General features: G+C 71.5%; 25 protein-coding genes. 12 read left to right on the top strand and 13 right to left on the bottom strand.

Annotated elements, in window-relative coordinates; genetic code table 11:
- Window positions 1–45 precede the first annotated feature (45 nt).
- The 4 genes from ACWIE7_RS07620 to ACWIE7_RS07605 all read right to left on the bottom strand — a co-directional run bounded on the left by ACWIE7_RS07620 (window position 46) and on the right by ACWIE7_RS07605 (window position 4,361).
- Window positions 46–303 (bottom strand): HPr family phosphocarrier protein, encoded by a 258-nt coding sequence (locus ACWIE7_RS07620; RefSeq protein ID WP_452098111.1) that lies wholly within the window; start codon window positions 301–303, stop codon window positions 46–48.
- Between the two features lie 77 nt (window positions 304–380).
- Complete coding sequence (locus tag ACWIE7_RS07615; protein ID WP_454068930.1) at window positions 381–2,540, bottom strand: PTS fructose transporter subunit IIABC; 2,160 nt, start codon at window positions 2,538–2,540, stop codon at window positions 381–383.
- Window positions 2,541–2,625: 85 nt separating this feature from the next.
- Window positions 2,626–3,585, bottom strand: a complete 960-nt coding sequence (locus ACWIE7_RS07610) for a 1-phosphofructokinase family hexose kinase (RefSeq protein ID WP_454068929.1) — start codon at window positions 3,583–3,585, stop codon at window positions 2,626–2,628.
- Window positions 3,582–4,361 carry a DeoR/GlpR family DNA-binding transcription regulator gene (locus tag ACWIE7_RS07605; protein WP_454057264.1) on the bottom strand — a complete coding sequence of 260 codons (780 nt, stop codon included), beginning with the start codon at window positions 4,359–4,361 and terminating at the stop codon, window positions 3,582–3,584. The genes ACWIE7_RS07610 and ACWIE7_RS07605 overlap by 4 nt, the downstream gene beginning before the upstream one ends.
- Before the next feature lie 139 nt (window positions 4,362–4,500).
- On the opposite strand from ACWIE7_RS07605, the gene ACWIE7_RS07600 reads away from it, so the two are divergent.
- Window positions 4,501–6,273, top strand: coding sequence for a putative PEP-binding protein (locus ACWIE7_RS07600; protein WP_454068928.1), 1,773 nt, complete (start codon window positions 4,501–4,503; stop codon window positions 6,271–6,273).
- A 230-nt stretch (window positions 6,274–6,503) separates the two neighbouring features.
- On the opposite strand, the gene ACWIE7_RS07595 is transcribed toward ACWIE7_RS07600, so the two are convergent.
- From ACWIE7_RS07595 to ACWIE7_RS07585, 3 genes are all read right to left on the bottom strand, one after another.
- Window positions 6,504–8,681: a bifunctional lysylphosphatidylglycerol flippase/synthetase MprF gene (locus tag ACWIE7_RS07595; protein WP_454068927.1), complete on the bottom strand. Its 2,178-nt coding sequence runs from the start codon at window positions 8,679–8,681 to the stop codon at window positions 6,504–6,506.
- A gap of 87 nt (window positions 8,682–8,768) precedes the next feature.
- Window positions 8,769–9,371 carry a bifunctional adenosylcobinamide kinase/adenosylcobinamide-phosphate guanylyltransferase gene (locus ACWIE7_RS07590; protein ID WP_454068926.1) on the bottom strand — a complete coding sequence of 201 codons (603 nt, stop codon included), beginning with the start codon at window positions 9,369–9,371 and terminating at the stop codon, window positions 8,769–8,771.
- 115 nt (window positions 9,372–9,486) lie between these two features.
- Complete coding sequence (locus ACWIE7_RS07585; protein WP_344996955.1) at window positions 9,487–9,699, bottom strand: PLDc N-terminal domain-containing protein; 213 nt, start codon at window positions 9,697–9,699, stop codon at window positions 9,487–9,489.
- A 102-nt stretch (window positions 9,700–9,801) separates the two neighbouring features.
- Between ACWIE7_RS07585 and ACWIE7_RS07580 the strand changes: the two genes are divergently transcribed.
- A complete protein-coding gene (locus ACWIE7_RS07580) occupies window positions 9,802–10,620 on the top strand; it encodes a mycofactocin-coupled SDR family oxidoreductase (protein ID WP_454068925.1) in 819 nt (272 codons plus the stop codon).
- A gap of 58 nt (window positions 10,621–10,678) precedes the next feature.
- Window positions 10,679–12,172: a cardiolipin synthase gene (gene cls, locus ACWIE7_RS07575; protein WP_454068924.1), complete on the top strand. Its 1,494-nt coding sequence runs from the start codon at window positions 10,679–10,681 to the stop codon at window positions 12,170–12,172.
- Here the strand turns inward: cls and erm are convergent.
- On the bottom strand, window positions 12,169–12,930 hold the full coding sequence (erm, locus tag ACWIE7_RS07570) for a 23S ribosomal RNA methyltransferase Erm (RefSeq protein ID WP_454068923.1): 762 nt from the start codon (window positions 12,928–12,930) through the stop codon (window positions 12,169–12,171). The genes cls and erm overlap by 4 nt on opposite strands.
- Window positions 12,931–13,356: 426 nt before the next feature.
- Here erm and ACWIE7_RS07565 point away from each other — a divergent pair, with 426 nt between their 5' ends.
- Complete coding sequence (locus ACWIE7_RS07565) at window positions 13,357–14,097, top strand: MerR family transcriptional regulator (protein WP_454068922.1); 741 nt, start codon at window positions 13,357–13,359, stop codon at window positions 14,095–14,097.
- 77 nt (window positions 14,098–14,174) lie between these two features.
- Here the strand turns inward: ACWIE7_RS07565 and ACWIE7_RS07560 are convergent, their stop codons facing one another.
- Together ACWIE7_RS07560 and ACWIE7_RS07555 are read right to left on the bottom strand one after the other, a co-directional pair.
- Complete coding sequence (locus ACWIE7_RS07560) at window positions 14,175–14,693, bottom strand: hypothetical protein (RefSeq protein ID WP_454068921.1); 519 nt, start codon at window positions 14,691–14,693, stop codon at window positions 14,175–14,177.
- Window positions 14,633–15,376 (bottom strand): DedA family protein, encoded by a 744-nt coding sequence (locus tag ACWIE7_RS07555; RefSeq protein WP_454068920.1) that lies wholly within the window; start codon window positions 15,374–15,376, stop codon window positions 14,633–14,635. The genes ACWIE7_RS07560 and ACWIE7_RS07555 overlap by 61 nt, the downstream gene beginning before the upstream one ends.
- Window positions 15,377–15,640: 264 nt before the next feature.
- On the opposite strand from ACWIE7_RS07555, the gene ACWIE7_RS07550 reads away from it, so the two are divergent.
- The 8 genes from ACWIE7_RS07550 to ACWIE7_RS07515 all read left to right on the top strand — a co-directional run bounded on the left by ACWIE7_RS07550 (window position 15,641) and on the right by ACWIE7_RS07515 (window position 23,295).
- Window positions 15,641–17,041, top strand: a complete 1,401-nt coding sequence (locus ACWIE7_RS07550) for an IS1380 family transposase (protein WP_454068919.1) — start codon at window positions 15,641–15,643, stop codon at window positions 17,039–17,041.
- A 155-nt stretch (window positions 17,042–17,196) separates the two neighbouring features.
- The gene (locus ACWIE7_RS07545; RefSeq protein WP_454068918.1) at window positions 17,197–18,489 is read left to right on the top strand and encodes a sensor histidine kinase; all 1,293 of its coding nucleotides are present in this window, start codon (window positions 17,197–17,199) and stop codon (window positions 18,487–18,489) included.
- A complete protein-coding gene (locus tag ACWIE7_RS07540) occupies window positions 18,474–19,160 on the top strand; it encodes a response regulator transcription factor (protein WP_454068917.1) in 687 nt (228 codons plus the stop codon). Before ACWIE7_RS07545 ends, ACWIE7_RS07540 begins: the two co-directional genes overlap by 16 nt.
- The gene (locus ACWIE7_RS07535; RefSeq protein WP_454068916.1) at window positions 19,157–19,984 is read left to right on the top strand and encodes a hypothetical protein; all 828 of its coding nucleotides are present in this window, start codon (window positions 19,157–19,159) and stop codon (window positions 19,982–19,984) included. Before ACWIE7_RS07540 ends, ACWIE7_RS07535 begins: the two co-directional genes overlap by 4 nt.
- A 127-nt stretch (window positions 19,985–20,111) precedes the next feature.
- On the top strand, window positions 20,112–21,350 hold the full coding sequence (locus tag ACWIE7_RS07530) for a glycosyltransferase family 4 protein (protein WP_454068915.1): 1,239 nt from the start codon (window positions 20,112–20,114) through the stop codon (window positions 21,348–21,350).
- The gene (locus tag ACWIE7_RS07525; protein WP_454068914.1) at window positions 21,334–21,936 is read left to right on the top strand and encodes a VTT domain-containing protein; all 603 of its coding nucleotides are present in this window, start codon (window positions 21,334–21,336) and stop codon (window positions 21,934–21,936) included. Before ACWIE7_RS07530 ends, ACWIE7_RS07525 begins: the two co-directional genes overlap by 17 nt.
- 9 nt (window positions 21,937–21,945) lie before the next feature.
- On the top strand, window positions 21,946–22,644 hold the full coding sequence (locus ACWIE7_RS07520; protein ID WP_454068913.1) for a hypothetical protein: 699 nt from the start codon (window positions 21,946–21,948) through the stop codon (window positions 22,642–22,644).
- Window positions 22,645–23,022: 378 nt separating this feature from the next.
- Window positions 23,023–23,295, top strand: coding sequence for an alpha/beta fold hydrolase (locus ACWIE7_RS07515; protein WP_454068912.1), 273 nt, complete (start codon window positions 23,023–23,025; stop codon window positions 23,293–23,295).
- A gap of 5 nt (window positions 23,296–23,300) precedes the next feature.
- On the opposite strand, the gene ACWIE7_RS07510 is transcribed toward ACWIE7_RS07515, so the two are convergent.
- The 3 genes from ACWIE7_RS07510 to ACWIE7_RS07500 form a co-directional block, all read right to left on the bottom strand.
- Entirely contained in the window at window positions 23,301–24,899 is a 1,599-nt protein-coding gene (locus tag ACWIE7_RS07510) for a GMC family oxidoreductase (RefSeq protein WP_454068911.1), read from the bottom strand.
- Complete coding sequence (locus ACWIE7_RS07505) at window positions 24,900–26,018, bottom strand: amidohydrolase family protein (RefSeq protein WP_454068910.1); 1,119 nt, start codon at window positions 26,016–26,018, stop codon at window positions 24,900–24,902.
- Between the two features lie 125 nt (window positions 26,019–26,143).
- A complete protein-coding gene (locus ACWIE7_RS07500) occupies window positions 26,144–26,665 on the bottom strand; it encodes an N-acetyltransferase family protein (protein WP_454068909.1) in 522 nt (173 codons plus the stop codon).
- Between the last annotated feature and the right edge of the window lie 23 nt (window positions 26,666–26,688).

The raw sequence follows: 26,688 nt of genomic DNA, 5'->3' as shown, positions 1-26,688 counted from the left end.
TGGGGTCGGGCGGAGGAGGCGGCGGAGGGAAACGGAGGCCTCCCGCTACTCCGCGTCGAGATCCTGCTCGACGAGCCGGGCGATCTCGGCCACCGCGTCGGCGTTGTCGCCGCTCACGGTCACCTCGGCGCCCTTCTCGGCGCCGAGCGCCATGATGAGCATCGCGGAGTCGGCGTCGGCCTCCTCGTCGCCGAAGGTGATGACGATGTCGTCGTCGTACTTCTCGGCGGCCTCGGCGATGATCCCGGCAGGGCGGGCGTGCAGGCCCTCGGCGGAGCCGACGATCACGGACTTACTGGGCATGGTGTCTCCTCTGGGATGGTTCGGGGTCTGATCGGGCCGGGTTTCGGTCGAGCCGGGTTCCGGTCGGGAGGGAAAGGTCAGGCGGCCACGGTGGCCGGGGCGACAGCCGGTGCCGGCTCGCGGCGGGCGGACTTGGCGATCACCACGGCCGCGCACGAGACCAGCATGCCCGCGAGGATCGCGACGAGGTAGCCCCACACCGGGTTGATCGCGAACAGCACGAAGATGCCGCCGTGCGGCGCGTACGACTCGACCGAGAACGCCATGATCAGCGCACCGGTGACGGCGCCACCGGCCATCATCGACGGGATCACCCGCAGCGGGTCGGCGGCCGCGAACGGGATCGCGCCCTCGGTGATGAAGCTGGCGCCCAGCAGGAACGCGGCCCGGCCGTTCTCCCGCTCGGCCTCACTGAACAGCCGCGCGCGCACGACCGTGGCCAGGGCCATCGCCAGCGGCGGGACCATGCCCGCGGCCATCACGGCGGCCATGATCTTGAGCGATGCGGCATTGTCGATCGCCAGCCCGGCGGTGGCGAACGTGTACGCCGCCTTGTTGACGGGCCCACCGAGGTCGAAGCACATCATCAGGCCCAACACCACGCCCAGCACGATCATGGACGAGCCGGTCATGCCGTTGAGCCACGACTCCAGCCCCTCGGACACGGCGGCGAGCGGGCGTCCGAGCAACAGAAACATGAGCAGGCCGATCACCAGCGAGCCCAGCAGCGGGATCAGGACGACGGGCATGAGCCCGGCCAGCCAGCGCGGCACGTTCCACGAGGTCATCCAGCGCACGAGGTAGCCGGCGACGATGCCGGTGATGAGCGCGCCGATGAAGCCGGCGTCGAGTGACACCGCGATCGCGCCGCCGACGAAGCCGGGGGCGAGCCCGGGCCGGTCGGCCAGCCCGTAGGCGATGTAGCCGGACAGGACGGCGATCATGAAGCCCATCGCGGCCTGCCCGATCGCGAACAGCACCGCACCGATGTAGAGGCTCAGCCCGGTGCGCGAGAGCACCTCGGCCCCGGCGGTGCCCGCGGTGACGATCTCGCCGTCGAGCGCCCAGATCTCCCCGGGCAGATCGGTCAGCGAGAAATCGGTGGCGAGCGACTGCCAGACATAGGCGACGTCGTAACCGCCGAAGAGGAAGCCGAGAGCCATGAGCAGGCCGCCGGCCGCGACGAACGGGATCATGTAGGACACGCCGGTCATCACGGCCCGCTGCAGGCCGCGCGCCCAGTGCTCGTTCGCGCCGGAACCGCCGGCCTCGGCGCCGGAACCGCCGGCCTCGGCGCCGGAGCCGCCCGAGTCGCCGGTGACGGTACGCGCGTTCGGGTTCCGGGCCGCGGCGACGGCGTCGTCGAGCACCTCCTCGGGCGCGTCGATGGCCTTCTTCACGCCGTACTCGACCACGGGTTTGCCGGCGAACCGGCCGCGGTCGCGCACGCCGACGTCGGTGGCGAACACCACGGCGTCGGCGGCCTCGATCACCGCCGGGTCGAGCGGGGTCGCACCGGCGGATCCCTGGGTCTCGACCTGCAGGTCGATGCCGCGCGCCGTGGCCGCCTGGGCCAGCGAGTCGGCGGCCATGTAGGTGTGGGCGATGCCGGTGGGGCAGGCGGTCACCGCGACCAGCCGGGTGGTGGATCCGTCGCCGCCCGAGCCGCCGGAGGTCGCCGTCGCTACGCCTGTCGTGGCCGCCGCGCCTGCCGCACCCGCGGCGGCACCGGACTGGTCGGAGGGGGACGGTGACGACGATGACGACGACGAGGACTCCTCCGCCGGAGTCAGCACACCCTGGATCACATCGACTGCCTCCTCCGGCGTCGCCGCCGCCCGCAGCGCCGCCACGAACTCCGAGCGCACGAGGTTCCGGGCGAGGGTGGCCAGCAGTTTGAGGTGCTCCTTCCCGCCGCCGGCCGGCGCACCGATGAGGAACACCAGATCGGCGGGCCCGTCCTTCGCACCGAAGTCCACGGCGGGGTCGAGCCGGGCGAACCCGAGGCTGGGCTGATCCACGGCCTCGGACTTGCAGTGTGGGATCGCGATCCCGCCCTTCATCCCGGTGGCGGCCTTGGCCTCGCGGGCCAGCAGGTCGGTGACCATCGTGTCGAGGTCATGGGCGCGGCCGGCATCGACGAGGGCCCCGGCCAGCGACCGGATGACCTCCTCCTTGCTGCCGCCGAGATCCGCGTCGAGCCGCACGGTGGCGGTCTCGATGATCGGGTTGTTCATGGCCGTACTCCGTGTCCTTGGTAGGGCGAGGGGGGTCTTGTCGGGTCGGTGGGGGGTGCGCCGGCTGCCGGGCGGGACGCGCCGTTCAGTCGAGTCGGCGCAGCGTCGCGCGGAGGGTTGCGGGGTCGAGGCCGAGCGGCAGCCCGGTGCCGGGCAGCGACGCGGCGACGCTGCCGTGGCAGACCGCCCACTCGAGTCGCTCCTCCGGTCCGAGCCCGCGGGCCTCGGCCAGCAGGTAGCCGGCCAGCGAGGAGTCGCCGGCACCGACGGTCGAGCGAACGCGCACGGCGGGGGCCTGGGCGAACCAGGCCTCGTCGTCGTCGACAAGGACCGCGCCGGCACCGCCCAACGTCACCAGCGCCGCGCCAACGCCCTTGTCGCGCAGGGCGCGGGCGGCCCCCACGACCGGCGCGAGGTCGCCCGCCGCGGCGCGCTGCTCCAGCTCGACGCCGTCCACGCAGGCGAGCTGGCCGAGCTCCTCGCCGTTGGGTTTGACCAGGTCCGGGGCGGCCTCGGGGAAACGCGCGGCGAGGGCCGCCAGCGGAGCGTCGGAGGTGTCGACGGCGACGCGGACGCCGGCCGCACGGAGTTCGATGACCAGGCCCGCATAGAAGTCGTCCGGCACGCCGCGCGGCAGCGACCCGCACAGCACCACCCACGAGGCCTCCCGCGCGAGATCGGCGACGGTGGTCCGGGCGCGGTCGAGGGTCGCCGCGTCGAGCTCGGGGCCGGGGGCGTTGATCTTGGTGGTGGTGCCCTCGGGGTCGACGGCGGTGAGATTGACCCGCACCGCCCCGTCGGCCGGCACGACGGTCGTCGAGACCTCGGCGGCGGCGCACATCGCGATGAACGGGTCCTCGGCCGGGGCCGGGAAGACCGCGCGCGCAGCGGTGCCGCCGGCGGCCACCACCCGGGCCACGTTGACGCCCTTGCCTCCGGGGGAGTCGTCGATCCCCGCGATGCGGTTCACCCCACCGATCTGGAGCGGCGCCGGCAACGTGGCCGTGCGGTCGACGGACGGGTTCATGGTGAGCGTGACGATCATGGCAGCAGGACCTCGATTCCGCGGGTGTCGAGCGCGGCGGCCAGTGCGCCGGTGGGACGGGTGTCGGTGACCAGGATGTCGATGCGGTCGAGGTCGGCGAACGAGACCAGGAAGTCGCGGCCGAACTTGCTCGAGTCGGCGAGGAGGACGACGCGGCGGGCGGCCCGGCAGATTGCCGACTTCACCGCTGCCTCCTCGGTGTCCTGTGTGGTCAGGCCCCGCTCCGCGTCGAGGCCGTTGGTGCCGATGAAGGCCACGTCCACGCGGATCGCGTCGAGGGCCCGGAGGGTCTGGGAGCCGACGCAGGCACCGGTCAGGCCGCGGGCGGTTCCGCCGAGCAGGTGCAGGGTCTCGCGCCCGGCGCGGTGGATGGCGTCGGCCAACGGTACGGAGTTGGTGATGAGCGTGAGTCCGCGTCCCTCGGCGGGGCTGCCGGACATGGCCTCGACGAGACATGCGGCGGTGGATCCGGCGTCGAGCAGGACCGTCCCTCCCACGCTCGGGAGCAGTGGGAGGGCGGCCCGGCCGATCGCCGACTTGGCGTCCACGTTCTCGGCGCGGCGGGCGGCCAGCGTGCGCTCCATGCGGCCGCCCGGGACCGCGGGGACGGCGCCGCCGTGGGTGCGCTCGAGCAGGCCCTCGGACTCCAGTGCGGACAGGTCGCGGCGAACGGTCTCGGCGCTCACATCGAGCTGGGTCGAGAGCTCGGCGACGGTGACCCGGCCGGTGGCGGCGAGGGACTCGGCGATGTGGCGTCGTCGCTCGCTCCCGTACATCGGGCTCCACCCTCCACTCGTGACCGTTTGTGTTGATGTTTGCCCGATTCGGTTGGAAAGTCAAGTTGTTTTAGTTACTCTCGTCACAATCCTAGTATTCGACGTGGGTAGCCGTGCCCGATCTCCTAAGGAGAGCCCTATGGCCCTTGACGCGCAGACCGGAACGACGATCCGAGGAAACGGGAGGGTGCCGGGCCTCGCCTACGGGGTGGCCCGATGGGTGCAGCGCGCTGAGTTGGTCAGCCCGGGCACGACCCGCGACGGCGCGGCTGCGGACGGAACCGCCACCGCCACCGCCGCCACCGCCACCGCCGCCGCCGCGCCGGATGCCGAGCAGGTCGAGCGGGAGCGTCAGCGCTTCATCGACGCCGCCGGCACGGTGAGCGCGCGGCTCGACGCGCGGGCGACGGCCGCCACCGGGGTCTCTGCCGAGGTGCTCGCGGCCAACGCCGTGCTGGCCCGGGACCGCGGCTGGGCCAAGGCCGTGGGCAAGGGGCTGAAGAAGGGGCTCGGGGTGGAGGAGGCCACTCTCGCCGCCACCGAGACCTTCGTGGAGATGTTCACCAGGGTCGGCGGCCGTCAGGCCGAGCGGATCACCGATCTGCGGGACATCTGTGCACGGGTGATCGCGGAGCTGCGCGGCCTGCCCGAGCCGGGGATCCCGACCTTCGACCAACCGGGCGTCCTGTTCGCCGACGACCTCGCCCCCGCCGACACGGCGGAGCTCGACGCGGCGATGGTGCTCGGGATCGTGTGCGAGTTCGGCGGGCCCACCTCGCACACCGTGATCATCGCCCGCGACCTGGGGATCCCGTGCGTGGTCGGGGCGTCCGGCCTCACCGCGATCGAGGACGGGACCCCCGTGCTGGTCGACGGCGGCAGCGGCACCATCCAGGCGGAGCCCGACCCGCAGTCCGCCTCCGCGGCCGCCGCCGCGGACCGGGAACTGCGGGACAAGGCGGCCGCCTGGACCGGGCCCGCCGCCCTCGCCGACGGCCACCCGGTGGACCTGCTGGCCAACGTCAAGGACGGGGAGGGCGCGGAGGACGCGGCACGGGGACCGGCCGGCGGGATCGGACTGTTCCGCACCGAGATGGCGTTCCTCTCGCGGCCCAGCGAACCGAGCGTGGAGGAACAGGCGGAGCTCTATGCCCGGGTCCTCGGGGCGTTCCCGGGCGCCAAGGTCGTGACCCGGACACTGGATGCGGGCTCCGACAAGCCGCTGGCCTTCACCGGGATGCCGGACGAGGAGAACCCGGCCCTCGGGGTGCGCGGGATACGCGTGGACCTGCTCGACCGCGGACTGGTCGACCGGCAGCTCGACGCCATCGCCGAGGCGGGCCGCCGGGTGGGCGCCGCCCAGGAGTCGCCGTGGGTCATGGCCCCGATGATCGCCACCGTCGACGAGGCCCGCGACTTCGGTGAACGCTGCCGGGAGCGAGGCCTGACGCCCGGGATCATGGTCGAGGTGCCGGCGGTGGCGGTGGCCGTGGACCGCTTCCTGCCCCACGTCGACTTCCTGTCGATAGGCACCAACGACCTCACCCAGTACGTGATGGCCGCCGACCGCATGTCCTCCGGGCTCGCCGCGCTGAACGACCCGTGGCAGCCCGCCGTGCTCCGGCTGATCCACCGGGTCGTCGAGACCGCAGCTGCCTCCGCCGCGGGAGGGACCGGCCGGATCGTGCCGGTCGGCGTCTGCGGCGAGGCCTCGGCCGACCCCCACCTGGCGATGGTGCTGCTGGGCCTCGGCGTCAGTTCGCTCTCGGTGGCGCCGGCGGCCCTGCCGTTCGTGGGCGCCGCGCTGGCCGAGGTCACGCTCGAGCAGTGTCGCGAGTTCGCGACGCTCGCACTGGACGCCGACACCGCCGATACGGCCCGGGCCGCCGTCCTCGCCGTGGTCCGGGATTGAGCAGACTCACTCGACGGCTTGGCTCTCGACGTGCCGCCCGCCAATCGGTTGCAAGACACCGCCCCGCGATTGCCGGACATAGTGTGCGAAATTTCAGCTCGGATCGCACCTGACGTCGTGCAACCGGAGATCCATGTCTGGCAACTGCGGGCAGGGGGGCGGTCGGCGGGGCGGTAACGGGCGGTGACGGGCGGTCGGCGCGAGCCAGGGTGCGAGGCGCGGGCGCCGACTCAGACGTCGATCGTGTCCGAGGAGCCGGAGCGGGCCAGGGCCGCGAGCTGACGGGTCGTGGCCCCCGGCAGGTAGGCCCGGCCGATGGCCAGCCCGATGCGCGGCAGGTCCGCCTCGTCGCGGAAGCACAGGTAGACGGGGTCGATCCGCGGATTGAACTTGGCCTTGAAGTGATGCAGCGACCGGAACCCGTAGTAGGGCTCGAGCGCCTGACCGAGCAGGTCGAGTCCCCGGTCGAGAACTGCCATGTCAGCGTTGTCGTCGTCGTCCCCGCTGTGCGCCAGCGGCGCGCCCGACAGTGACAGGAAGTCCGCACCCTCCTCCTTAAACTCCAGCGCCGAACGCGCGATGAGGAACTCGACCATGTTGTTGGCGCCCGGCCCGTTCCGCTTGCGCATGAGGTCCAGGGTCCAGCCGCGCGCGCCGCCGGAGGGTCCGCCGCGGTAGACCGGCAGCCACGACAGCGCTGCCTGGACCACGCCCTCGGCGTCCACCGCGAGGGCGATGCGGACGTCGTCGTCGAGCGCCTCTTCGACCGTGCCGAGGGTGAAGCCCATCTCGGGTAGCTCCTTCTCGCCCACCCACTGCTCGGAGATTTCCCGCACCTGCATCAGGATCTCCGCCGGCTGGTCACGCAGCAGACCCGAGATATAGGTGGTGCCGTTCTTCTGCGCCTTGTTCATGGCGGTGCGGATCTTCTGCCACTTCTTGCCGGCGAACTCCAGGTCCGGCAGGTCCATGAGGGTGTCCTCGGCGATCTGCAGTGCCCGCCAGCCCTTCCCGCGCATGGTCTCAGCGGTGTCGCCGGAGACGGAGAACAGGCAGGGGACCGCGGCCTGGGACTCGGCGAAATCGACGAACTCGGCCAGGAGCCGCGCACGGTCGGCTGGTTCGGCGACCGGGTCGGCCAGGCCGATGACCGTCCCGACGTGCATGCGGTAGCCGACCACGCCCGCGGAGTCGTCGCCGCCGGGGCCGAAGAAGTAGTTCATCGGCTGCCACGTGATCATCCACGACATGGTGCTGCCGCCGTACCGGCGGATGAGGGCGCGGACGCGGTTGACCACGTCGTCGGGGTGGACGGTGGATCCGGTGACGCGGCGGCGCAGGTGGACACCGAACGCGTTGCGGCCGGCGATGAGCAGGACCGCCTCGCCGGCCCACAGTAGGCCGGTGCCGAGGGTGACGGCGCCGATGGACTCGAAGTCGGCGGCTACGACCAACCCGGTGATCACGAACGTGCTCAGGGTGGTGAGCACGGCGTACGCGAGCGCCACGGCCCAGGCGGCCCGGTAACCGCGGCGCAGCAGTTCGGCGGTCACGGCGGCGACCAGGACCGACAGCAGCATGCTGGCCAGGCTCACGTCGTCGGCCTCGGTCGGGCCGAGGGGGCCGTCGGAGGGGATGAAGTAGACCACCACGTGGACGGCCGCGATGAACCACATGCCCGCCGAGACCACCAGCCGGGTCTCGCGGCGGGTCCGGGGCCGCAGCCCGCGCTCGCCGCTCGAGAAGAACTTCTCGCCTACAGCCAAGAACACCGCGAAGGCGATGAGATGGGTGAGGTCCGCCAGGCTCCCGACGAACAGGAACGAGACGATCACGTATCCGTACAGGATGGCCCGGGCGCGCAGTCGCCACGGCGAGACGAGGGTGGCGGTGGCGGCGGCCAGGACCGAGACCACCGCGGTCGAACAGCCCACGTCCAGCACCAGGGAGAGCTCGGTGGCCCAGGCCCATCCCACGGCGTGGCCGGGGACGATCACCGCGAACGCCCCCAGCACCCCGATGAGTTGCCCACCGATCGCGGCGATCAGGGCACGCACCGGCCCGAGCCGCCATTCACCCACACCGATGCCGACCGCCACCAGCACGATCAGCGACGCGTGCTGTAGTGGCGTGAGTCCGAACCACGGCCCGGCGCCGAGCGTCCACCACCGACCGCCCTCCAGGGCGGGCAGGCCGTAGGCCACACCCTCGAACCAGCTGGCCCGGTAGGCGTGACGCCACAGGGCCTGGAACACGATGCCGGTGACGATGAGCGCCGCCACGAATGCGGCGGTGACGGGCAGTCGCCGCGCGGCCGTCACGACCAGTCCGCCCGCCCGGGCCAGCGGGGACGGTGGGGTGGGCGCGGCGGGTTCGTCGGTGCTTTCGGCGACCTTGTCGGTGCTCACGGGTTCCTTCCGCCTTCAGGTGGGGGTGTGTCCGGCCGCCGGGGCCGGTCAGCCTCCCACCCTATGGGGCCGCGGGGCCGGTGGCGGTCACAACACCAGCACGCGCCCGCACACGACCAGATGCACCTCGTGGCACTGCGCGGCCACGGACTGGTTGAGCGCGCCGAGCAGGTCGCGGAAGACGCCGCCGGCGCGGTGGGCGGGCACCACGCCGGAACCGACCTCGTTGGTCACCAGCACCACGTCGTCGCGGCCGGCCAGCGCCTCACACAGCTCCGTGACCTGAGCGTCTACGGCCAGGCGCGCCTCGTCGACGGGGGCGTCCCACAGCCCGAGCCGGTCGACACACCCGGTCAGCCAGGTGCCCAGGCAGTCGACCAGCACAGGACCGAGGGTCTCGCGGAGCGCCGCGGCGACGTCCGCGGTCTCGAGCGTGTGCCACCCGGCGGGTCGGTGGGCGCGGTGGTGCCGGACGCGGGCGGCCCAGTCGGGGTCGTCGAGCTCGTCGGCGGGACGGCCGGGGGCGATGAACGTGACCGGGGCGGGGGTGTGGCCAGGGGCGCCCGGGTGCGGCGGGCCCTGGTGCGGCGGGTCTGCGTGCGACGGGCCTGGGCGCGTCCGGTCCTCGAGCAGGCGCGCGGCGTGCCGGGACTTTCCGGACCGTGCACCGCCGGTGACGAGAACCCGCATCAGGCGACGACGACGAGGGGCGCGCCTGCCGACAGCGCTGCCGGTCTCCGGGTGTGCGGCATGGTCGGTGACGGCGTCGTCGTAGTCGTCGTCATCATCGCCCTCGAGGGAACGATCACCGACGTCCCCGGGTGAAATACAGGGCCGGCCCGATGAAGTTGATCGCGATCACCGCGGCCCAACGACCCTTGCTGCCCCGCACCTGCGAGGGGTTCCGGGAGGCGAGGTCGGCCCACGCGCTGACGGCCAGCGAGACCTGGACGGCGGCGAGCGCCATCAGCCCGGCCCGCTGCCCGTCGGTCAGGTCTTTCCACTTCTTCTTGGCCATGTCCGCCTCCCGGTCCGTGTGACTTCCGACTCTAGAGCCTCCCGATCGGCCTAGGGTGGCGACGAGGGATACATGGGTCCACACCGCGGCAGGGAGGCCGTCATGGCAGGCAGGCTCGAGGGCAAGGTCGCGTTCATCACCGGGGTCGCGCGGGGGCAGGGCCGGGCGCACGCCGTCCGGCTGGCGTCGGAGGGCGCGGACATTATCGGTCTGGACCTGGCCGGTCCGCTGCCCGCCGCCGTGCCCTACGACCCGGCCACGCCGGAGGACCTCGAGGAGACGCGCCGGCTGGTCGAGGCGCGGGGCCGCCGGGCATTGCTGTCCGTCGGGGATGTCCGAGACCTGGACGGGATGAAGAAGATCGTCGACGACGCGGTGGCCGAGCTCGGGCGCCTGGACGTGGTCGTGGCCAACGCCGGGATCTGCACCCCGCAGGTGTGGGACGCGATCGCGCCGGAGGACTTCGCCGCGACCATCGACATCAACGTGACCGGCGTGTGGAACACGGTGATGGCCACCGCCCACCACGTGATCGCGGCAGGCGGCGGCTCGATCATCCTGATCAGCTCGTACGCGGGCAAGAAGATCCAGCCGTTCATGGTCCACTACACCGCCTCCAAGCACGCGCTGGTCGGGATGACCCGCGCGTTCGCCGCCGAACTCGGCCCCCGCAACGTGCGCGTCAACAGCGTCCATCCCGGCGGCGTCGCGACCCCGATGGGTGGCGGCGACATGGTGGGCCAGCTCGAGAAGGTGGGGGAGTCCAACCCGCCGCTCAATCTCATGGGCTCGACGTTCCTCGAACAGACCTACGCGGAGCCGGAGGAGATCTCGAACGTCGTGGCCTTCCTGGCCTCGGGCGAGTCGGCATTCATCACCGCCGAGCACATCAGCGTGGACGGCGGCTCCCAGTACTTCTGACCGCTACACTTCTGAGCTCCACATCCCGGAGCCCGGTCGGCGGGCAGGAAGCAGGACGATGATCTGGCCTCTGACCGGGTACAGCATCGGCTGGATCCCGGCCTGGGTCGCGATCGCCGCCCTGGTGGTGGAGGTCGTGATCCGGCTGGTCGCGATCGGCGTGATCCCCGGTGGGCGTCGCCCGAGCACCGCCATGGCGTGGCTGCTCGGCGTCTTCCTCGTCCCGGTGGTCGCCCTACCGTTGTTCGCGGTGCTCGGTACCAACCGGCTGTCGAGGCGGCGGCAGGAACTGCAGCGGGAGATCAACGAGGAGCTGGCCGAACTGCTGGTCGGCACCGACGACGGCGACCTCGTGCTGGCCCACAGCCGGCGGCTTCGGGCGACCGTGGACATGAACCGCAGGCTGGGGGCGTTCCCCGTCCACCTCGGCAACGACCTGACGCTCATCTCGGACTACGAGGAGACGTTCCGGTGGATGGTCGAGGCCATCGACTCCGCCGAGACGTACGTCCACATGCTCTTCTACATGGTCTCCGACGACCCGGACTACGCCGGGCCGGTGTGGGACGCCCTCGACCGGGCCACCGAGCGGGGCGTCGCGGTCCGGGTCCTCTACGACCACGTCGGCACGGCGCAGGTCAGGGGATACCGGGCACTCCGTCGGCGGCTGGCCGGCTCGGACATCGAGTTCTCGCCGTCGCTGCCGCTGCGGGTGACCCGCTGGCGCCCGTCGCGGCCTGACCTGCGTAACCACCGCAAGATCCTCGTCGTCGACGGTCGGCAGGCACTGACCGGCAGCACCAACCTCATCGAGCCGCACTACCGACGGCGATCCGCGGTCCGCATGGGCCGACGCTGGGTGGAACTCAACGTCGTGGGCACCGGGCCGATGGTCACCTCGCTGGACCTGGTGTTCGCCTCCGACTGGTACATGGAGACCAGCGACGACCTGCGCGACGTCGTGCGCGCCGAGATCGACCCGGCCCGGCACGAGCTCACGGGATCGCCGGTGCAGGTACTGCCGTCGGGGCCGGGCTTTCCCGACGAGAACAACCTGCGCCTGTTCAACGACCTGATCTACCGGGCGGTCGACCGCGTGGCGATCTGCACGCCGTACTTCGTGCCGGACGATTCGCTGCTGTACTCGGTCACCAGCGCCGTCAAACGCGGCGTCGACGTCACGCTGATGATCTGTCAGAAGGCGGATCAGGTGATGATCCACCACGCCCAGCAGTCCTATCTCGAGGAGCTGCTCGAGGCGGGGGTGCGGATCCTGCGCTACCCGGCGCCGGACGTGCTGCACTCCAAGTTCGTGCTGGTCGACCGCGACATCCTCGCCATCGGCTCCTCCAACATGGACATGCGTTCGTTCGGCCAGAACGGCGAGGTCACGCTGATGGTGCTCGACCCGGAGGTCGTGCGCGCGACCGACGAGGTCCTCGCGGACTACGCGTCCCGCTCCGACGAACTCGACCTGGAGAGGTGGCGGGCCCGGCCCTGGTACGAGAAGTACCTGGACAACGCCTTCCGGCTGCTCTCGGGCCTGCTCTAGCGCCGCACCGACCGCCACACCGACGCCCACTGGTTCGCGTCGAGGTCGCGGGGGAGGTCCCGCGGTCGGACCCCTGCGCGATCCAGCGCCCGGCGGACGGTACGCATGTCGACGTGCGCGGCGTGGTGGAGAATCCGCGCCAGTCCGACGCCGCGCCCGGTGAACACGGCCTTGACGAACTTCTCGTACTCGCGGCGCTGAGAGCGAGGCACGAGCGGGTGGGAACGTCGACGGATCGTGATGATCCCGCCGTCGACGGACGGCACCGGTCGAAAATGCCGCGCCGACACCCTGGAATCGAGGGTGAACTCGTACCAGGGATCGGCCTGCGCGGTCATCATGCTGCGGCCGCCCACCCCGGCGCGCTTCCGGGCGACCTCCCACTGCGTGACCAGGACCGCATCGGACCAGGCGGGTGAGCCGAGCAGGCGGCGAAGGATCGGCGTGGTGATGTGGAAGGGGATGTTCGACACGATCGTGTCGGCGGTCAACGGGTGCCGCAGTGCGTCCGCGTGCTCGATCCGCACGCCCGGCAGCGTACGGCGCAGCCGGGACACACGGCGTTCGTCGAGGTCGATCGCGGTGAAATCCCTGTCCAGTCGGGCCAGCGACCGGGTGAGGGCTCCGTCGCCGGAGCCCAGCTCCAGTATCGGGCCGGATGTCCGGGCCGTGAGTGCGACGAGGTGGTCGATCGTCGGGCGATGACGGAGGAAGTTCTGGCCGAGTTCATGACGGCCACCGTGGGAAGAACGGGACATGTGCGCGCTCCGGGTTGGAAGGGGCGTCTCGGGAACAGCGTCGTACGCGTGTGACGGTTCGGTGACACGGTGGGGGCCGCTCCGAGGCGGGATGGGCTACTCGGAGGTGGCGCACCTGCTCACCGGGCTGCGACGTACGGCGTCGGCAGTCGTCGGAGTGGCAGACGCGCCCTCGGGTGCGGTCGCGGACCATGGCCGCGACCGCCACCGTGGTGGCGGGAGTCATCGAACACATGCCTTCATGCTAGGGCACCGGAGGGGCGCGATGAGCCCTGCGGCGCGAAAATTTTCGGTGGAATCCGGTGTCACGGGTTGCGCTTGACGTGACGTCAAGCGGGAGAGTCGGCTCCGCACCGGAAATCGAACGACACGAGGAGTTGGACAATGGTTGGGTCCCGGCGGTCCCGAGGAGACCAGGAGTGGTCGATGCAGGAAATCGTCAAGGTTTCCGGCGCGACCAGTCGGACGCTGCGGCACTACCAGGCCGAAGGGCTGCTCGAGCCCTCACGCATCGGTCATGGTGGGCGGCGCTTCTACGACCGTCGGGGGCTGCTGCGTCTGCAGCGGATCCAACTGCTGAGGGAACTGCGGATGAGTCTGCAGGACATCGGCCGAGTTCTCGACGGCGACGTGGACGCCGCGGACGCCTTGCGCCGGCACGTCGAACAGCTGGAGCAGGAGCGCGAGCGGCTCGACACGATCGCGGATTCGGTGCGTGCAACGGCAACCATGCTCGAAGAAGGAGGAGAGCTCGTGGCAGACACCATGTTCAACGGTTTCGACCATACGCGGCACAGGGAGGAGGTCGAGCAACGGTGGGGCAGAGACGCCTACGCGAACAGCGATGCCTGGTGGCGTTCGCTCAGCGCCGAGGCGAAGCAGGCCCACCAGGACGAGATGACCTCGCTCGCCGAGGGGTTCGCAGCAGCCTCCGCCGAAGGCCTCGACGTGCGGAGCCCGCAGACCCAGGAGCTGGCTCGTCGTCAGTTCGAGTGGGTGCGTGCCGGCTGGGGCGGTACCGCTCCCGGCGCCGACGCGTTCATCGGACTGGGCCAGATGTACGTCGATGACCCCAGGTTCGGCGAGGCCTACACCGTCGAGGGACGCAACTGTGCGGACTATGTCCGGGATGCGATGACGGTCTTCGCTCAGGAGAACCTCGACTAGCGTCGCGAACACAGCGGTGACAGCGATCCCCGGGAACGGGGATCGCTGTCACGCGCTCTGTGTCTGACGGTGTGGGATCAGTACGCGGCGTCTGTGCCGGAGCGGAGCAGGCCCACGGTGTCGTCGAACAGGTCGGTGAGTGCGGCCGGGGTGGCGGTATCGTCCGCCCAGCCGCGCACATCGTGGAGGAGCTGGTCATCTGCTTCGACGACGAGGCCGAGCGCCGCCGCCAGCCGATGGGTGGCGCTCACCAGGGTGCACACGTGGATGCGGTACCGGCACCGGAACCGGGAGGCGTCCACCTCGGACAAGGCGAGGATCAGCACGGCCGCGGCACGCCGGTACCCGCTCTCGGGCAGGTGGCCGAACGTGGCGATTGCGGCCTCGGCCTCACTGACGGGGTCGATCTCCGGCGGATTCGCGGTGGCGGCACGCACGGCGGCGGCCGAGAGCACGTCGGTCTCGTCCAGCACCGAGTGGACGAGGCCGGAGACGGTGCCGCCGCCGTGCACGGGCTGCGCCATGTCGCCGGGCGTCACCTCGGAGAGGTGTGCGGCGAAGTCCTCGGAAGCGGCGTGCAGGGTGGAGACGTCCATGGGAGGTCCTCCTTCTGGTCGGTATCGGTATCGGTGGCGGTCGACCTCTGGCGAGCGCCAACGAGGGCGAGGAGCTTGTCGGTGGCGAGCCCGAGCAGGAGCCCGGCCACGATCCCCACGGCGACGGCGACGCCGGGGGAGTCCCGGAACAGATAGCCCGCTCCGACCCCGATCGCGACGGAGTACCCCGACCACAGGCCGGCGGCGAGTCCGGCGAGTGGGAGGAATCTCGACCTGGGATAGGCGACGGCCCCCGCGGTCATGTTGATGACGACCCTCGCCACCGGCACGAACCGGCCGGTCAGGATGACGGTCGTCCCCCTGGTGGCCAGGGTGCGGCGGGCCTTGTCCAGGCTCGCGCGGCCCGTGGCGGTGCGGAACACCGCCAGCCGATCGAGGGGGATCCGTGATCCGATCGTGTGGGCGAGCGCGTCGCCGGCCCACGCGCCGGCGGCCGCCGCGAGCGCCAACGGGAGCAGGTGCAGCGCCGAGCCCTCACCCGCCACGGCGAGGCTCGCGACGCCGATCACCACCGACTCGCTCGGCACCGGCGGGAACACCCCGTCGATGCAGGCCAGGGCCAGGACGACGAGAAAGAGCCACGGCGAGAGGCCCAGCCCCACGACCGCGGTCTCGAGCCGGACCACCGCATCGGCGATCTCGGTCAGTATCTCCACGGCCATCTCGCCTCCACACGTCGACTGCCACGGTCGACGCTATTGCCGCCCCCGGGCGGCCGACATGGCACTGAGCCCACGACCGAGTCGGCTTTGCCGCCGTCGCATCGTGGAGAAATGTGCACCGCGGCGCGCGGTCGCTCCGTCTAGCCCCGGTGATTCACGGGGATCTGAGGATTGCCGGGCGAAAATAGACCGAAGTGCTTCCTGAACAGGGGAAACTGGGACTTGTCGAAGGTTCCATGTCCCCACACAGAAAGCACTCGGTAGGTGAAGCGTACGTCGTGGTCGTCTGGTCTGTCCGTTACTGCTGATGGTGTCGGGGTGGTCTCCCACGCCGGGGCCATCGCGCCTCGCCTTCTGGCTGATCAGGTGGGGCTGACCACCGAACTGTCGGGGGCGATGGCTCGCCGCCGGTTCATCCCGATCCATGACCGTGGCCGGGTGTTGATCGACGTCGCGGTGATGCTCGCCGATGGTGGCGAATCCATCTCCGATATCGGCGTCCTGCGCCACCAAACGGAGGCCCTGGGCCCAGTGGCCTCGGCGCCGACGGTGTGGCGCACCCTCGATGAGGTTACCGCCGGCAAGCGCAAGAAAATCCAGGTCGCGCGAGCCCGCACGCGGCGGCACGTGTGGTCCCACCTGCCCGGTGGGGTTCCCGCATCCAAGTGTGCGGGCCGGGATCTGGGATCGACGGTCGCGGCTGATGTGGATGCCACCATCGTGGTCACCCACAGCGAGAAGGAACACGCGGCGCCAACCTATAAGCGCACCTTCGGCTATCACCCGATCGGGGTGTGGTGCGACAACACGACCGAGTTCCTCGCGGCGAGCCTGCGCCCGGGCAATGCCGGGTCCAACACCGCCGCCGATCACATCGAGGTCCTGGGCCAGGCAATCGCGCAGATCCCCGCGGCTCACCGGCGTGATCTGCTGATCCGCTCCGACGGCGCCGGCGCCTCCCACGACCTGTTGGAGTGGATCACCGAGCAGAACCGCGTCCGTGGTCGACGGGTGGAGTACTCGGTCGGGTTCTCCATCACCGCCCCGATACGTCGGGCAATCGCGACCTGCCCCGAAGTCGCGTGGGGACCAGCGCTCAACCCCTCGGGCGACATTCGTGACGGGGCCGAGGTCGCCGAGTTGACCGGGTTCCTCGCTCCCGGGATGCTCGCCAAGTGGCCGGCGGGGATGCGGGTCATCGTCCGCCGCGAGCGGCCCCACCCGGGCGCCCAGTTGTCGATGTTCGAGGAGATCGACGGGTGGCGCTACCAAGCATTCGTCACCAACACCGCCACCGGTCAGCTGCAGTTCCTCGAGGCCAGACACCGGGCTCACGCCCGGGTCGAGGACCGCATCCGCCACGCCAAGGACACCGGGCTCGGCCGGCTTCCCTCCCGGGAGTTCGCCCTCAACCAGGCGTGGCTGGTGGCGGTGATGCTCGCCGCAGATCTCGTGGCCTGGACCCGGATGCTCGCCTGCACCGGCGACGCAGCAGTCCTGGCCTTGTGCGAGCCCAAAGCGCTGCGCTACCGCTTCCTGCACGTCGCGGCCCGACTGGCCCGCAGCGGCCGGCGACGACGGGTGAAAATCCCCGAAACGTGGCCCTGGGCCACCGCCATCGTCGCCGTATTCAACAAGATCGCCGCCATTCCCAAACCTGCCTGACCCCGCCTGCCCGCCTTCGACAGCACCACCCGGAGACCCGCCCACCGGCAGCGCCAGCCGGCGCCTCCGCACGCCCACACGCGAAATCAAGCCCGCCGTCCCCCGACAGCCGCAGTCCTCACGGCTCGTGAATCACCGGGGCTAGGGTCGAGGTCGTGGCTGGAAGTGAGGCTCCCGCGACCGTGGGTTTCCCCCATCTGCTCCGGCGTATGGGGGCCGAGACCATCTACCTGGTCACCGGTGGCCTGCTCGTGCTCGCGCCCACCGTGGGCATCGGCGTCGTGCTGGTCGTGGCGCTGTCCTATGCGGTCTTCGTCCCGTCGAGCTTGGAGGTCCCCTGGGAGGACCGCGCCGCCGTGCTGTGGAGCGGTTTCGTCTGGACGATGCTGGTGATCCTGCCGGCCGTCGTACTGATCGCCTGGTTCTCGGCACGGCTACACCGCACCCGGGCCGTCGCGCTGCTGGGGGTGGACCTGGCCGACCGGGAGCCGGGCCGTGGGGGTCCGCGCCGGGGCCGACTCGTCGCCTACCACCTCGCGGGCACGATGCTCGGCCCGATGATGCTCGCCGGGGTTCTCGTGTGCCTCATCGGCGGCCCCACCCTCATCGTCTTCTCGGTGGACGCCGTCTCCTCCGTCACGGTGCTGCCGTCGATCGCGGTGCTGTGGATCCTCGCCGGAACGGTGGTCATCCTCGGATCGCCGTGGATCCTGCACGCTCTCACCACGCTTGACCTGGCGTTCCTCTACTGGGTATTCGACGTCGACGAGAAGGCCGAGATGGCCGCCCGCGTCCGCCGGGTCACCGAATCGCGCTCCGAGGCGGTCGCGGCGGCGGATGCCGAGCGGCGGAAGATCGAACGCGACCTGCACGACGGCGCCCAGCAACGACTGACCGCACTGGCCGTCCACCTGGGTCTGGAGAGGCTCCGGATGTCGCGGCAACCGGAGGACGGCGGTGGGCAGGAGCTGCTGCACGTGGCGCAGGAGGCGATGACCTACGCACAGTCGGAGGTGGAGACCGCCCTGCAGGAGATCCGCGATCTGGTCCGCGGCCTCCATCCCGCGGTTCTCGAGGACCGCGGCCTGGACGCCGCCGTCTCCGGGCTCGCCTCCCGGGTGCCGTTCCCCGTCACCGTCGAGGTGGACGTTCCGCGGCGCCCGCCCGAGGAGGTCGAGGCCGTCGCCTACTTCGTCGTCTCCGAGGCGATCAACAACGCGATCGCCCACTCCCGGGCCGGGCACGGGCGCATCACCGTGAACCGCACCGCGGACACGGTGGTCGTCGAGGTCGACGACGACGGGATCGGTGGGGCCGACGAGCGTCGCGGATCCGGACTCGTCGGGTTACGCCGCAGGGTCGGCTCGGTGGACGGCACGATGGAGATCAGGAGTACACCCGGTCGAGGGACCCGGATCCGAGTGGAGTTACCGTGCGCGTCGTCATAGCCGAGGATTCCGTCCTCCTGCGTGAAGGCCTGGCCAGGCTGTTGGATTACGCGGACATCGAGGTGGCCGCCACGGTCGGCAACGCCACCGAGCTCCTCGCGGCCGTCGAGACCCAGCAGCCGGACCTCGTGATCGTGGACGTCCGGATGCCGCCCGACTACACGGACGAGGGGATCCGGGCAGCACTCGAACTGCGCAGGCGGGACCCCGGCCTCGCCGTGATCGTCCTGTCCCAGTATGTCGAGGAGCGCTATGCCGTCGATCTCCTGACGGGCGAAACCGACGGGGTCGCCTACCTGCTCAAGGACCGCGTGGCCCGGGTCGACGAGTTCCTCAGGACACTCCGCAACGTCGCCGACGGGGGGTCGGTGCTCGACCCGGAGGTCGTGGCGCAGCTGCTGGCGCGCCGGCGCGGGCGGGACCCGGTGGAACAGCTGACGTCGCGGGAGAAGGACGTCCTGGCACACATGGCGGAGGGGCGTTCCAACGCCGGGATCTCCGCTGCGCTGCACCTGAGCGAATCCGCGGTCACCAAACACATCAACGCGATCTTCACCAAGCTGGGCATCCCGCCGGCGGCCAGCGACAACCGGAGAGTGCTGGCGGTGCTCCGGTACCTGGCCTCCGATGACGGTGGCGAGGCGGACGGCGGGCCGAGGGGTACCCGGTGACCCAGCGCCGTCAGGACGATCACGGCGTGTCCCGGGCGGTCCGTCGCACGTGGTTCTTCGCGGGCGGGTTCGTCACGGCGGTCGTCCTCGTCACCAGCGTCGTCATCATCTGGGCGTCGATCTCGAGCACCTCGCTGACCCAGCGGGCCGATGATGTCCGCGAGACCTTCGACCGGACGCCGTCGGCCCTGTCCATCGAGGCCCCCCGGGCGTCGGTGCAGCTGTCGGGGACCGACGGGCCGGAGATGTCCGCCCGCGTCTCACGCACCTGGTACATCCGCGAGCCGGAGATCCAACGGCGGTGGCGGGGCGACGAGCTGCAGCTGACCCTGTCCTGTCCGATCGGCGGGGTGCCCATCTGGTTCGCCCCTCGGTGCGGGATCGACTACGTGGCCGATGTCCCCGAGCAGGTGCCGACCACCGTTGCGGTGTCCTCCGGTGAGCTGAGTGCCTCCGGACTGTCGGGGCGGGTCGATCTCCGCGCCGACGACGGACGGATCACGGCCGACCGCCTGTCCGGGCAGGTGTACGCGGAACTGGGTGCGGGCACGCTCGTCGGGGACGAGCTTTCCGCCCGCGAGGTGGTCGCCAGGACCTCCGACGCGTCGGTCGAACTCCGCTTCGCCGCCCCGCCCGAGAACGTGGACGTCACGTCCGACTCCGGAGCCGTGACCGTCGTGCTGCCCCGAGGAGAGTCGTACCGGGTCGTCGCCGAGAGCGACCGGGGTGGGGTGACGACCGGGGTCGACGACGACGACGCGTCGGGCCGGGTCATCCGGGTGCGCTCCGGCGGCGGTGACGTGGAGGTCGTGCACACCGGGTAGGCCCGCCACCGCGCCGCCGGTCGCGGTCCGGGGTGGAGCTTCCTCCACCTCGGATGTCCGCAAACGCCCCCGCAGACGGGGAGCCAGGTGGATCGTCGTCCGCGTCGGGCGACCCTACGTTTGCCACATGTCCGAACACCTCCACGGCCCCACCCGGCGGCTCCGCGTGATGCTGGTGACCGAGTCGTTCCTGCCTCAGGTGAACGGTGTGACGAACTCCGTCTGGCGCGCGGTCGAGCATCTCGCCGGCCGGGGTCACACTGTCGAGGTCGTCGCACCGACGGGGCCCGCGTCCTTCGCCGGGGCCCCGGTCGAGCACACGCGCGGTGTCCGTCTCCCGCTGTACGACGGGTTCACCCTCGGCGTGTCGACGCGGCGGTCCCTGCGCCGGTCGATGATCCGGTTCCGGCCGGACATCGTGCACGTGGCCTCGCCCTTCCTCCTCGGCGCCGCGGCGATCTCCGCGGCGCGGTCGCTCGGGGTGCCGACGGTGAGCATCTACCAGACCGACCTGGTCGGCTTCGCCCGGAACTATCGGCTCTCCGGGGCCGTGCCGCTGCTCGAACGGATGACCCGGCGTGTCCACGAACGGGCCGATCGCACACTGGTGCCGTCCGCGGCCAGCGAGTCGCAGCTCAGGGCGCTGGGCGTCCCGAGGCTGCGCACATGGCCGCGCGGCGTGGACGCCGAACGGTTCACTCCGGACCGCCGAGACGCCGGGGTGCGACGCCGTCTCCTCGGCACACCGGCGGATCACGCCGCCGAGGGCGACGACGTCCTGGTGGGATACGTCGGCCGGATGGCCAGGGAGAAGTGCCTCCACCATCTGGCCGCGATCCAGGACCTCCCGCGGGTCCGGATGGTGATGGTCGGCGACGGCCCCGAGCTCGATCGCCTACGACGGGCCCTGCCGCGCGCCCGTTTCCTCGGGGCGAGGTACGACGACGAGCTGGCGGATCTGATGGCCGCGCTGGACGTGTTCGTCCACCCGGGTGCGGAGGAGACGTTCTGCCAGGCGGTCCAGGAGGCACAGGCCTCGGGGGTGCCCGCGATCGGGCCGTCGTCCGGCGGTCTGGTCGACCGCATCCACCACGGCGTCACCGGGTTGCACTACGCCCGAGGGGACCTACCGCAGATGCGGGCCGCCGTGCGCCGCGTGGTCGACGAGCCCGCTCTCCGCCGATCCATGGGCCGGGCCGCCCGCAGCGCCGTCATCGACCGGTCGTGGAGCGTCGTCAACGAGGCGCTCGTCGGGCACTACCGGGAGGTCGTGGCCGGCGGGGTACCACCGGCCGGGCGTGCCGTCCGTCGCGGGACACCGTACGGATCACCTGATGTGAGGCGCGGTCATGGCCTCGCTCGATGACCTGATCGGCCGGGCTCTCGGCGACGGGCTAACGGCGTGGGCCGCGGCGCCGACGGGGACCACGCTCGTGGTCGTCGCCCTGATGGCACTGCCCCTGGGGCCGGCCGAGGTCACGGCGCTGGCCGCGGGCGCCCTGGCGGCCTCGTCCGGGGTCTCCCCGTGGCAGGCGGTCGCCACCGTCGCGTTCGGGATGGCCCTGGGTGACGTCGTGGTCTACCTCATCGGTGGCCCCCTCGAGCGGGCGCTGCGGCGCCACACCCGAGCAGCGGCGCCGCTCGACCGCTGGCGGTCGCGGGTGGCGGCTCGACCCGTGCGCAGGGACGCCTGCATCGTCGCCTTCCGCTTCCTGCCCGGAGCGCGCACGCCGACGGCGCTGGCCAGCCGGGGTGCGGGGGTCGGCGCGGTGCGCTACGTCCTGCTGGTCGTGACCGGATCGCTCGCGTGGTCGGCCCTGTGGGTGGTCGCCGGAGAGGCGGTGGGCGCCGTGCCGGGCCTGCCCGTGTCCGTGCTGGCGGTGGCCGGCGTCCTGATGTTCCCGGCGGTCGTGTCGTCGTCACGACGACTGTCCCGCCACCCGTCACTCTGAGAGGTAATCATGAATTCTCCCCAACACTTCACGCCCCGGACGTCCGTTCCGGTCGCCCGCGTCGCGGGCGTGCTCCTCCTGGTCGGGGTGGTCCTGTTCATCCTGCCGTCGATCCTGCACGGCAACCCACCGATCGAGGACGCCGCCGCGACGCTCGAGTACGTCGCCGGCCGGACCGGGTGGACGATCGCGCATCTGGCGAACATTCTCGGTGTGGTCCTGTGGGTGGCCGCCGCGGCCCTGATGCGGTCGCTCCCGGGGCTGCCGCCGGGGGCGGCGCGTGCGGCCGGCACGGTCTGGTCGACCGCCGCCGCCGTCTTCGCCGTGTACTTCGGAATCCACGCCATCGGACTCTCCACCGCCGCAGACCAGTACCTGTCGGCCGGGGCGGACACGGCCGCCGTCATCGAACGGACGGAGGCGCTCCTCCTCGTCCTCGGTAGCGCGGCGTTCGTCGCCCAGGCCCTCGTCGGCCTCGCCGTCGCGGCGACCGGACTGGTGCTCGCGCTGGCGCCGGTCGCGAATCGGATGTTCGGCCTCGTCGGCATCCTCATCGGGCTGGGCTGGACCCTCGGTGCCGTGATGATCAACTTCGCGATCATCGTCCCGTTCATGACCCTGGCCTGGGCGTGGTTGACCGTCCTGGGCGTGAGCCTGTGCCTCAACAGGCTGCCGTTCCGGCATGCCGTGCCCCCGACAGCGGAGTGAAGCATGCCTCGTCCTCCACAGCGGACCGGACCGGTGGCGGTCGACACGGCCACACCCTCCGGGACGACGAGGGCGGGGCGCTCACGCGGGCGCCTGGTGATCACCGCGCTGCTCGTCGTCACCTCCGGACGCAGGCGCTCCTCTCTGTGCACTCCCGCTCCCGCCGAGGGGCTGGCGGGAGTTCCTGCAGAGGGGCGGGTGTGCAGGCGCGGGAGCGGATGCCGGGGTGAGCGGCGGGTGGGCCGGATCTGCTGACCGGCCGGGACGCAGGAGCAGTCGATTCCGGCGGCCTTCTCGTGGCTCCCGCGATCATGGCGGGACGACTTCTCCTCGTACACGGCGGGTGGATACCCGGTCGAGGGGGTCGCCGTCGCGGACATGATCGAGGCGGGGATGAAGCACTACCGGCTCAGGAAGCCTCGACCCACCAAGATCGAGGAGGAGCAGCTGAGGACGCTCCGGGTCCCGGTCCTGTCGATCCTCGCAGGTCAGGAGATCATGCACGACGGTGGAGCGAGAGCCGTCGCCGAGCGGGCCGTCCCCGACGGCGAGGTCCGCTTCTACCCTGACGCGTCGCACGCGATCAACGGCGAGTACCCGGCCGAGCTCGCCGCGGACATCGACCGCTTTGTCGACGCCCACGACAGGTAGTCGGATCAGACGGTACCGGCGATCAGGTCGGCGGCGCGCCAGGCCAGCGCCGTGATCGGCGCGTTGGAGTTGCCGGAGACCATGAAGGGCAGCACGGAGGCGTCGACGACGCGAAGGCCGGACACGCCGCGAACGCGTAGACGGGGGTCGACCACCTCGTCGTCCGGGCCCATGGCCGCGGTCCCACAGGCGTGGTAACCGCTGCTCCCGGCGTCGAGCCCGGCGTCGAGGATCTCGCGATCGGTCTGAACCTCCGGCCCCGGGGCCGTCTCGTGACTGATCCGCGACGCGAGCGGCTGTGTGGCGAAGAGCAGGCGCAGGGCGTGGACGATGTCCACCGACGTCGCCCGGTCGTGTGCGGTCCCGTAGTACCCGGGGTCGATGTCCGGTGGCACGTCCGGCTCCGCGGACGTGATCCGGACGGAGCCCTCGCTGTCCGGGCGCAGGGGGTAGCCGATGCACATGATGCCCGGTTCCCGTTCGACCCGGATGGCGGCACCGGGCTCCGGCGGGGCCAGTGAGTACGGCGCGATCTGGAACTGGGCGTCAGGGCGGTCCAGCCCGGGGCGGGTCTTGAAGAAGCCGCCGAGATCGAACGACGGGGCGGCCAGCGGCCCGCCTCCGGTGGCCAGGTACGTCTCCATCGCCTGCTGGTGCCCCTCGGGGGTGGCTAGAAGGGAGTTGTACCCGAGGTCCTCGCGGAGCCGGAACTGGAGGGTGAACACGCGGTGCTCGCGCATCCGGGCCCCGACACCGGGGCTGGGCACCGTGACGTCGACCCCGGCGGCGCGCAGTGTTTCGGGTGGGCCGATGCCCGAGAGCTGGAGGATCTGGGGAGTGGCCAGTGCACCGGCCGACAGGATCACCTCGCGCACCGCGCGGTACTCGACGTGCCGGTCGCCCTCGCGGCCCCGGACGCCGACCGCCCGGCCGTCGTGGAGCACCAGTCCGTCCACGCGGGTGCCCGTCGCGACGGTGAGGTTGGGGCGGCTCATGGCCGGGTGGAGGAACGCCCTCGCCGCACTGCACCTGCGACCGTCCCGCACGGTCGCGGACGTGTACCCGATCCGTTCGGTGTCGGCGGCGTTCAGATCACGGACACGCCGCCAGCCGAGCGCGGAGCCGGCGGCGAGGACGTCCTCGAGCAGGGGGTCCCCGGTCTCGGCGGTCGAGACGGACAGGGGGCCTCCTTCGCCGCGTAGCCCGCTGCCCCCGAGCTGGTGGTCCTCGATCGCACGGAAGACCGGGAGCATGTCCTCCCATCCCCACCACGGGGCACCGCGGTCGGCCAGCGCGTCGTAGTCTGCGCGGTGGCCGCGGTTGTACACCATGCCGTTGACCGAGCTGGACCCGCCGAGCGTCCTGCCCCGGACCCAGTACTCGACCTGCCCGGCCGGCCCGACCGGTCGGGTCGGGTAGTGCCAGGCGGCGCCGGGATCGCCCAGCAGCTCGGCGAATCCCCGGGGCATCGAGATGCGGGGGTCGGTGTCCTCACCGCCCGCCTCGATCAGGAGCACGCTGACCTCCCGGTTCTCGGAGAGCCGGTCGGCCAGCACGCATCCCGCGGTCCCGGCGCCGACGATGACGTAGTCGAACCTGTCCATTCAGAACACCTCCCGGGGTGTGTCGGACCGGCGGATCGGCCGGCCGTCGAGAACAACGAGGTCGGGTGTACGGAGAACCTCCGGGTCGTTTCCGGGGTCGGTGGCAAGGCAGAGGAGATCGGCGCGGTCGCCGGGCCGCAGGCGGGGTAGATCGAGCACCTCGCGGGCCGTCCAGCTCGCCGCGCCCACGGCCTCGTGTGCGGACATTCCGGCGGCGTGCAGCCACAGGACCTCGTCGACGAGGGACCCGACGGGCAGGTCGGTACCCGCGAGAACGGTGACACCGGCGGCCAGGGCGGAGGCGACCACCTCGGGGTGCCCGGCCACACCGTCCGCGAACCACGTTCGCATCCGTTCCGGGAGCCCGGGATCGGACATCGACTCGGCGAGCCGGGTGAAGACGTACCCCGTCGGGACCAGGAATCCACCGTTCGAGGCGAGGTCGTGGAGTGCGGAGTCGGGAAGGTGCATACCGTGTTCGATGGAGTCCGCACCGGCTGCGGCCGCGCTGGCGCCGGCCTCCGCGCCCTGCGTGTGGACCGCGACCCGCGCTCCGGTGGCGTGGACGGCCGCGACCGCTGACGCGATCTGCTGTGGAGAGTAGGAGGGCCCGTAGCCGCCCTCGTCGTCAAACCAGTCGGCGATGATCTTCCCCCAGTCGGCCGTGCACTCCTCGGCGCAGGCCGAGGGGAGTTCCGGCCCGTCCGCGCGGCGTCCCCAGCCGTCGATGAAGCGTCCCGGCGCGGCGACGGCCACACCCGCCGACCGCAGTAGCGGGAGTCCGGCCCGCGCGTGCCAGTTCTCCGGTATCGGTGACGGTGACCCGACCACGCGGGCCGCGCCGATACCGGCGTGCGCGAGAGCGCGCAGGTCCGCCTCCAGTGTCGGCAGGTCGAGCGGGCCGCCGATCTCGGCGACGCCGGGGTGCAGGTGCGCATCGACGAGGGCGGGCATCACCCAGCAGTCCTCCGCGAGTGTCCGCGCCCCGGGCAGGCGCACCGGCGAGATCGTCCCGTCGACGATCCACAGCTCGCGTTCGAGGCCTTCGGGCAGGACGCGCCCGGCGATGCGTAACGGTTCGTCCCGGGGCGGGGAGTCGGGTGTCGTGGTGACGCTCATCGTGCTCACTCCCGTGGTAGAAGGTGGCGTCCGTCGGAGTGATCGCCACTCCGATCACCTCCACGGTGCGGCACGACGCCCCGCCGGCGGAAGGCACTTATCTCCACGGTCTGCGGGGGAGACCTTCACCGGCGGGTCATGCGGATCGTCTCCGCGCCGGTCGGGGCGTGGGTGGACCGGGCGCCGTCCGGCTCGAATCCGTGCCTGCGGTAGAACGAGATGGCCCGAGCGTTGTCGGTCAGGACCCACAGGTGGGCGGGGCGGCCTCGCACCGTCGCCCGCAGGAGGTCGTCGGCGACTCCGGTGCCGTGGTGGCGCACCGAGACGTAGAGGGCCTCGATCTCGAGTCCCGTCGGCGGGTCCTTCCCGCGCCCCGGCCCGGTGGAGAGGAAGCCGATCACCTCGTCGCCGGTCACGGCGACCGTGATGACGCGCCCGGTGGGAGCCCTCCCCGCCTCGTCCAGGCTGGCGAGGACGTCCGCCCAGTGTCGCGTGGCCACCGTGTCGTCGAGACGGCGGAGATGCTCGGCGGCGACCATTCCGGCGTAGGCGGCGCGCCACACCGCGTTGTGCAGCGCGCCGAGCTGCGGGGCGTCGCCGGGGTGAGGTGCCCGGATCGTGACCGCGCCCGTTTCGCCGGTGTCCATCGTCGCTCCTCAAAGGGTGCTCG

The organism is Dietzia sp. NPDC055343, assembly GCF_053645265.1.
This window is presented reverse-complemented; position numbering and strand designations above follow the sequence as displayed.

Excerpts from the sequence above, each read along its gene's own strand:
- ACWIE7_RS07580 (WP_454068925.1), top strand. The coding sequence starts at position 9,802 with ATGGCAGGCAGGCTCGAGGGCAAGGTCGCGTTCATCACCGGGGTCGCG.
- ACWIE7_RS07615 (WP_454068930.1), bottom strand. The coding sequence starts at position 2,540 with ATGAACAACCCGATCATCGAGACCGCCACCGTGCGGCTCGACGCGGAT.
- ACWIE7_RS07565 (WP_454068922.1), top strand. The coding sequence starts at position 13,357 with ATGCAGGAAATCGTCAAGGTTTCCGGCGCGACCAGTCGGACGCTGCGG.
- ACWIE7_RS07515 (WP_454068912.1), top strand. The coding sequence starts at position 23,023 with ATGATCGAGGCGGGGATGAAGCACTACCGGCTCAGGAAGCCTCGACCC.
- ACWIE7_RS07600 (WP_454068928.1), top strand. The coding sequence starts at position 4,501 with ATGGCCCTTGACGCGCAGACCGGAACGACGATCCGAGGAAACGGGAGG.
- erm (WP_454068923.1), bottom strand. The coding sequence starts at position 12,930 with ATGTCCCGTTCTTCCCACGGTGGCCGTCATGAACTCGGCCAGAACTTC.
- ACWIE7_RS07585 (WP_344996955.1), bottom strand. The coding sequence starts at position 9,699 with ATGGCCAAGAAGAAGTGGAAAGACCTGACCGACGGGCAGCGGGCCGGG.
- ACWIE7_RS07520 (WP_454068913.1), top strand. The coding sequence starts at position 21,946 with ATGAATTCTCCCCAACACTTCACGCCCCGGACGTCCGTTCCGGTCGCC.
- ACWIE7_RS07605 (WP_454057264.1), bottom strand. The coding sequence starts at position 4,361 with ATGTACGGGAGCGAGCGACGACGCCACATCGCCGAGTCCCTCGCCGCC.
- ACWIE7_RS07590 (WP_454068926.1), bottom strand. The coding sequence starts at position 9,371 with ATGCGGGTTCTCGTCACCGGCGGTGCACGGTCCGGAAAGTCCCGGCAC.
- ACWIE7_RS07510 (WP_454068911.1), bottom strand. The coding sequence starts at position 24,899 with ATGGACAGGTTCGACTACGTCATCGTCGGCGCCGGGACCGCGGGATGC.
- ACWIE7_RS07560 (WP_454068921.1), bottom strand. The coding sequence starts at position 14,693 with ATGGACGTCTCCACCCTGCACGCCGCTTCCGAGGACTTCGCCGCACAC.
- ACWIE7_RS07620 (WP_452098111.1), bottom strand. The coding sequence starts at position 303 with ATGCCCAGTAAGTCCGTGATCGTCGGCTCCGCCGAGGGCCTGCACGCC.
- ACWIE7_RS07610 (WP_454068929.1), bottom strand. The coding sequence starts at position 3,585 with ATGATCGTCACGCTCACCATGAACCCGTCCGTCGACCGCACGGCCACG.
- ACWIE7_RS07505 (WP_454068910.1), bottom strand. The coding sequence starts at position 26,018 with ATGAGCGTCACCACGACACCCGACTCCCCGCCCCGGGACGAACCGTTA.
- ACWIE7_RS07555 (WP_454068920.1), bottom strand. The coding sequence starts at position 15,376 with ATGGCCGTGGAGATACTGACCGAGATCGCCGATGCGGTGGTCCGGCTC.
- cls (WP_454068924.1), top strand. The coding sequence starts at position 10,679 with ATGATCTGGCCTCTGACCGGGTACAGCATCGGCTGGATCCCGGCCTGG.
- ACWIE7_RS07530 (WP_454068915.1), top strand. The coding sequence starts at position 20,112 with ATGTCCGAACACCTCCACGGCCCCACCCGGCGGCTCCGCGTGATGCTG.
- ACWIE7_RS07500 (WP_454068909.1), bottom strand. The coding sequence starts at position 26,665 with ATGGACACCGGCGAAACGGGCGCGGTCACGATCCGGGCACCTCACCCC.
- ACWIE7_RS07525 (WP_454068914.1), top strand. The coding sequence starts at position 21,334 with ATGGCCTCGCTCGATGACCTGATCGGCCGGGCTCTCGGCGACGGGCTA.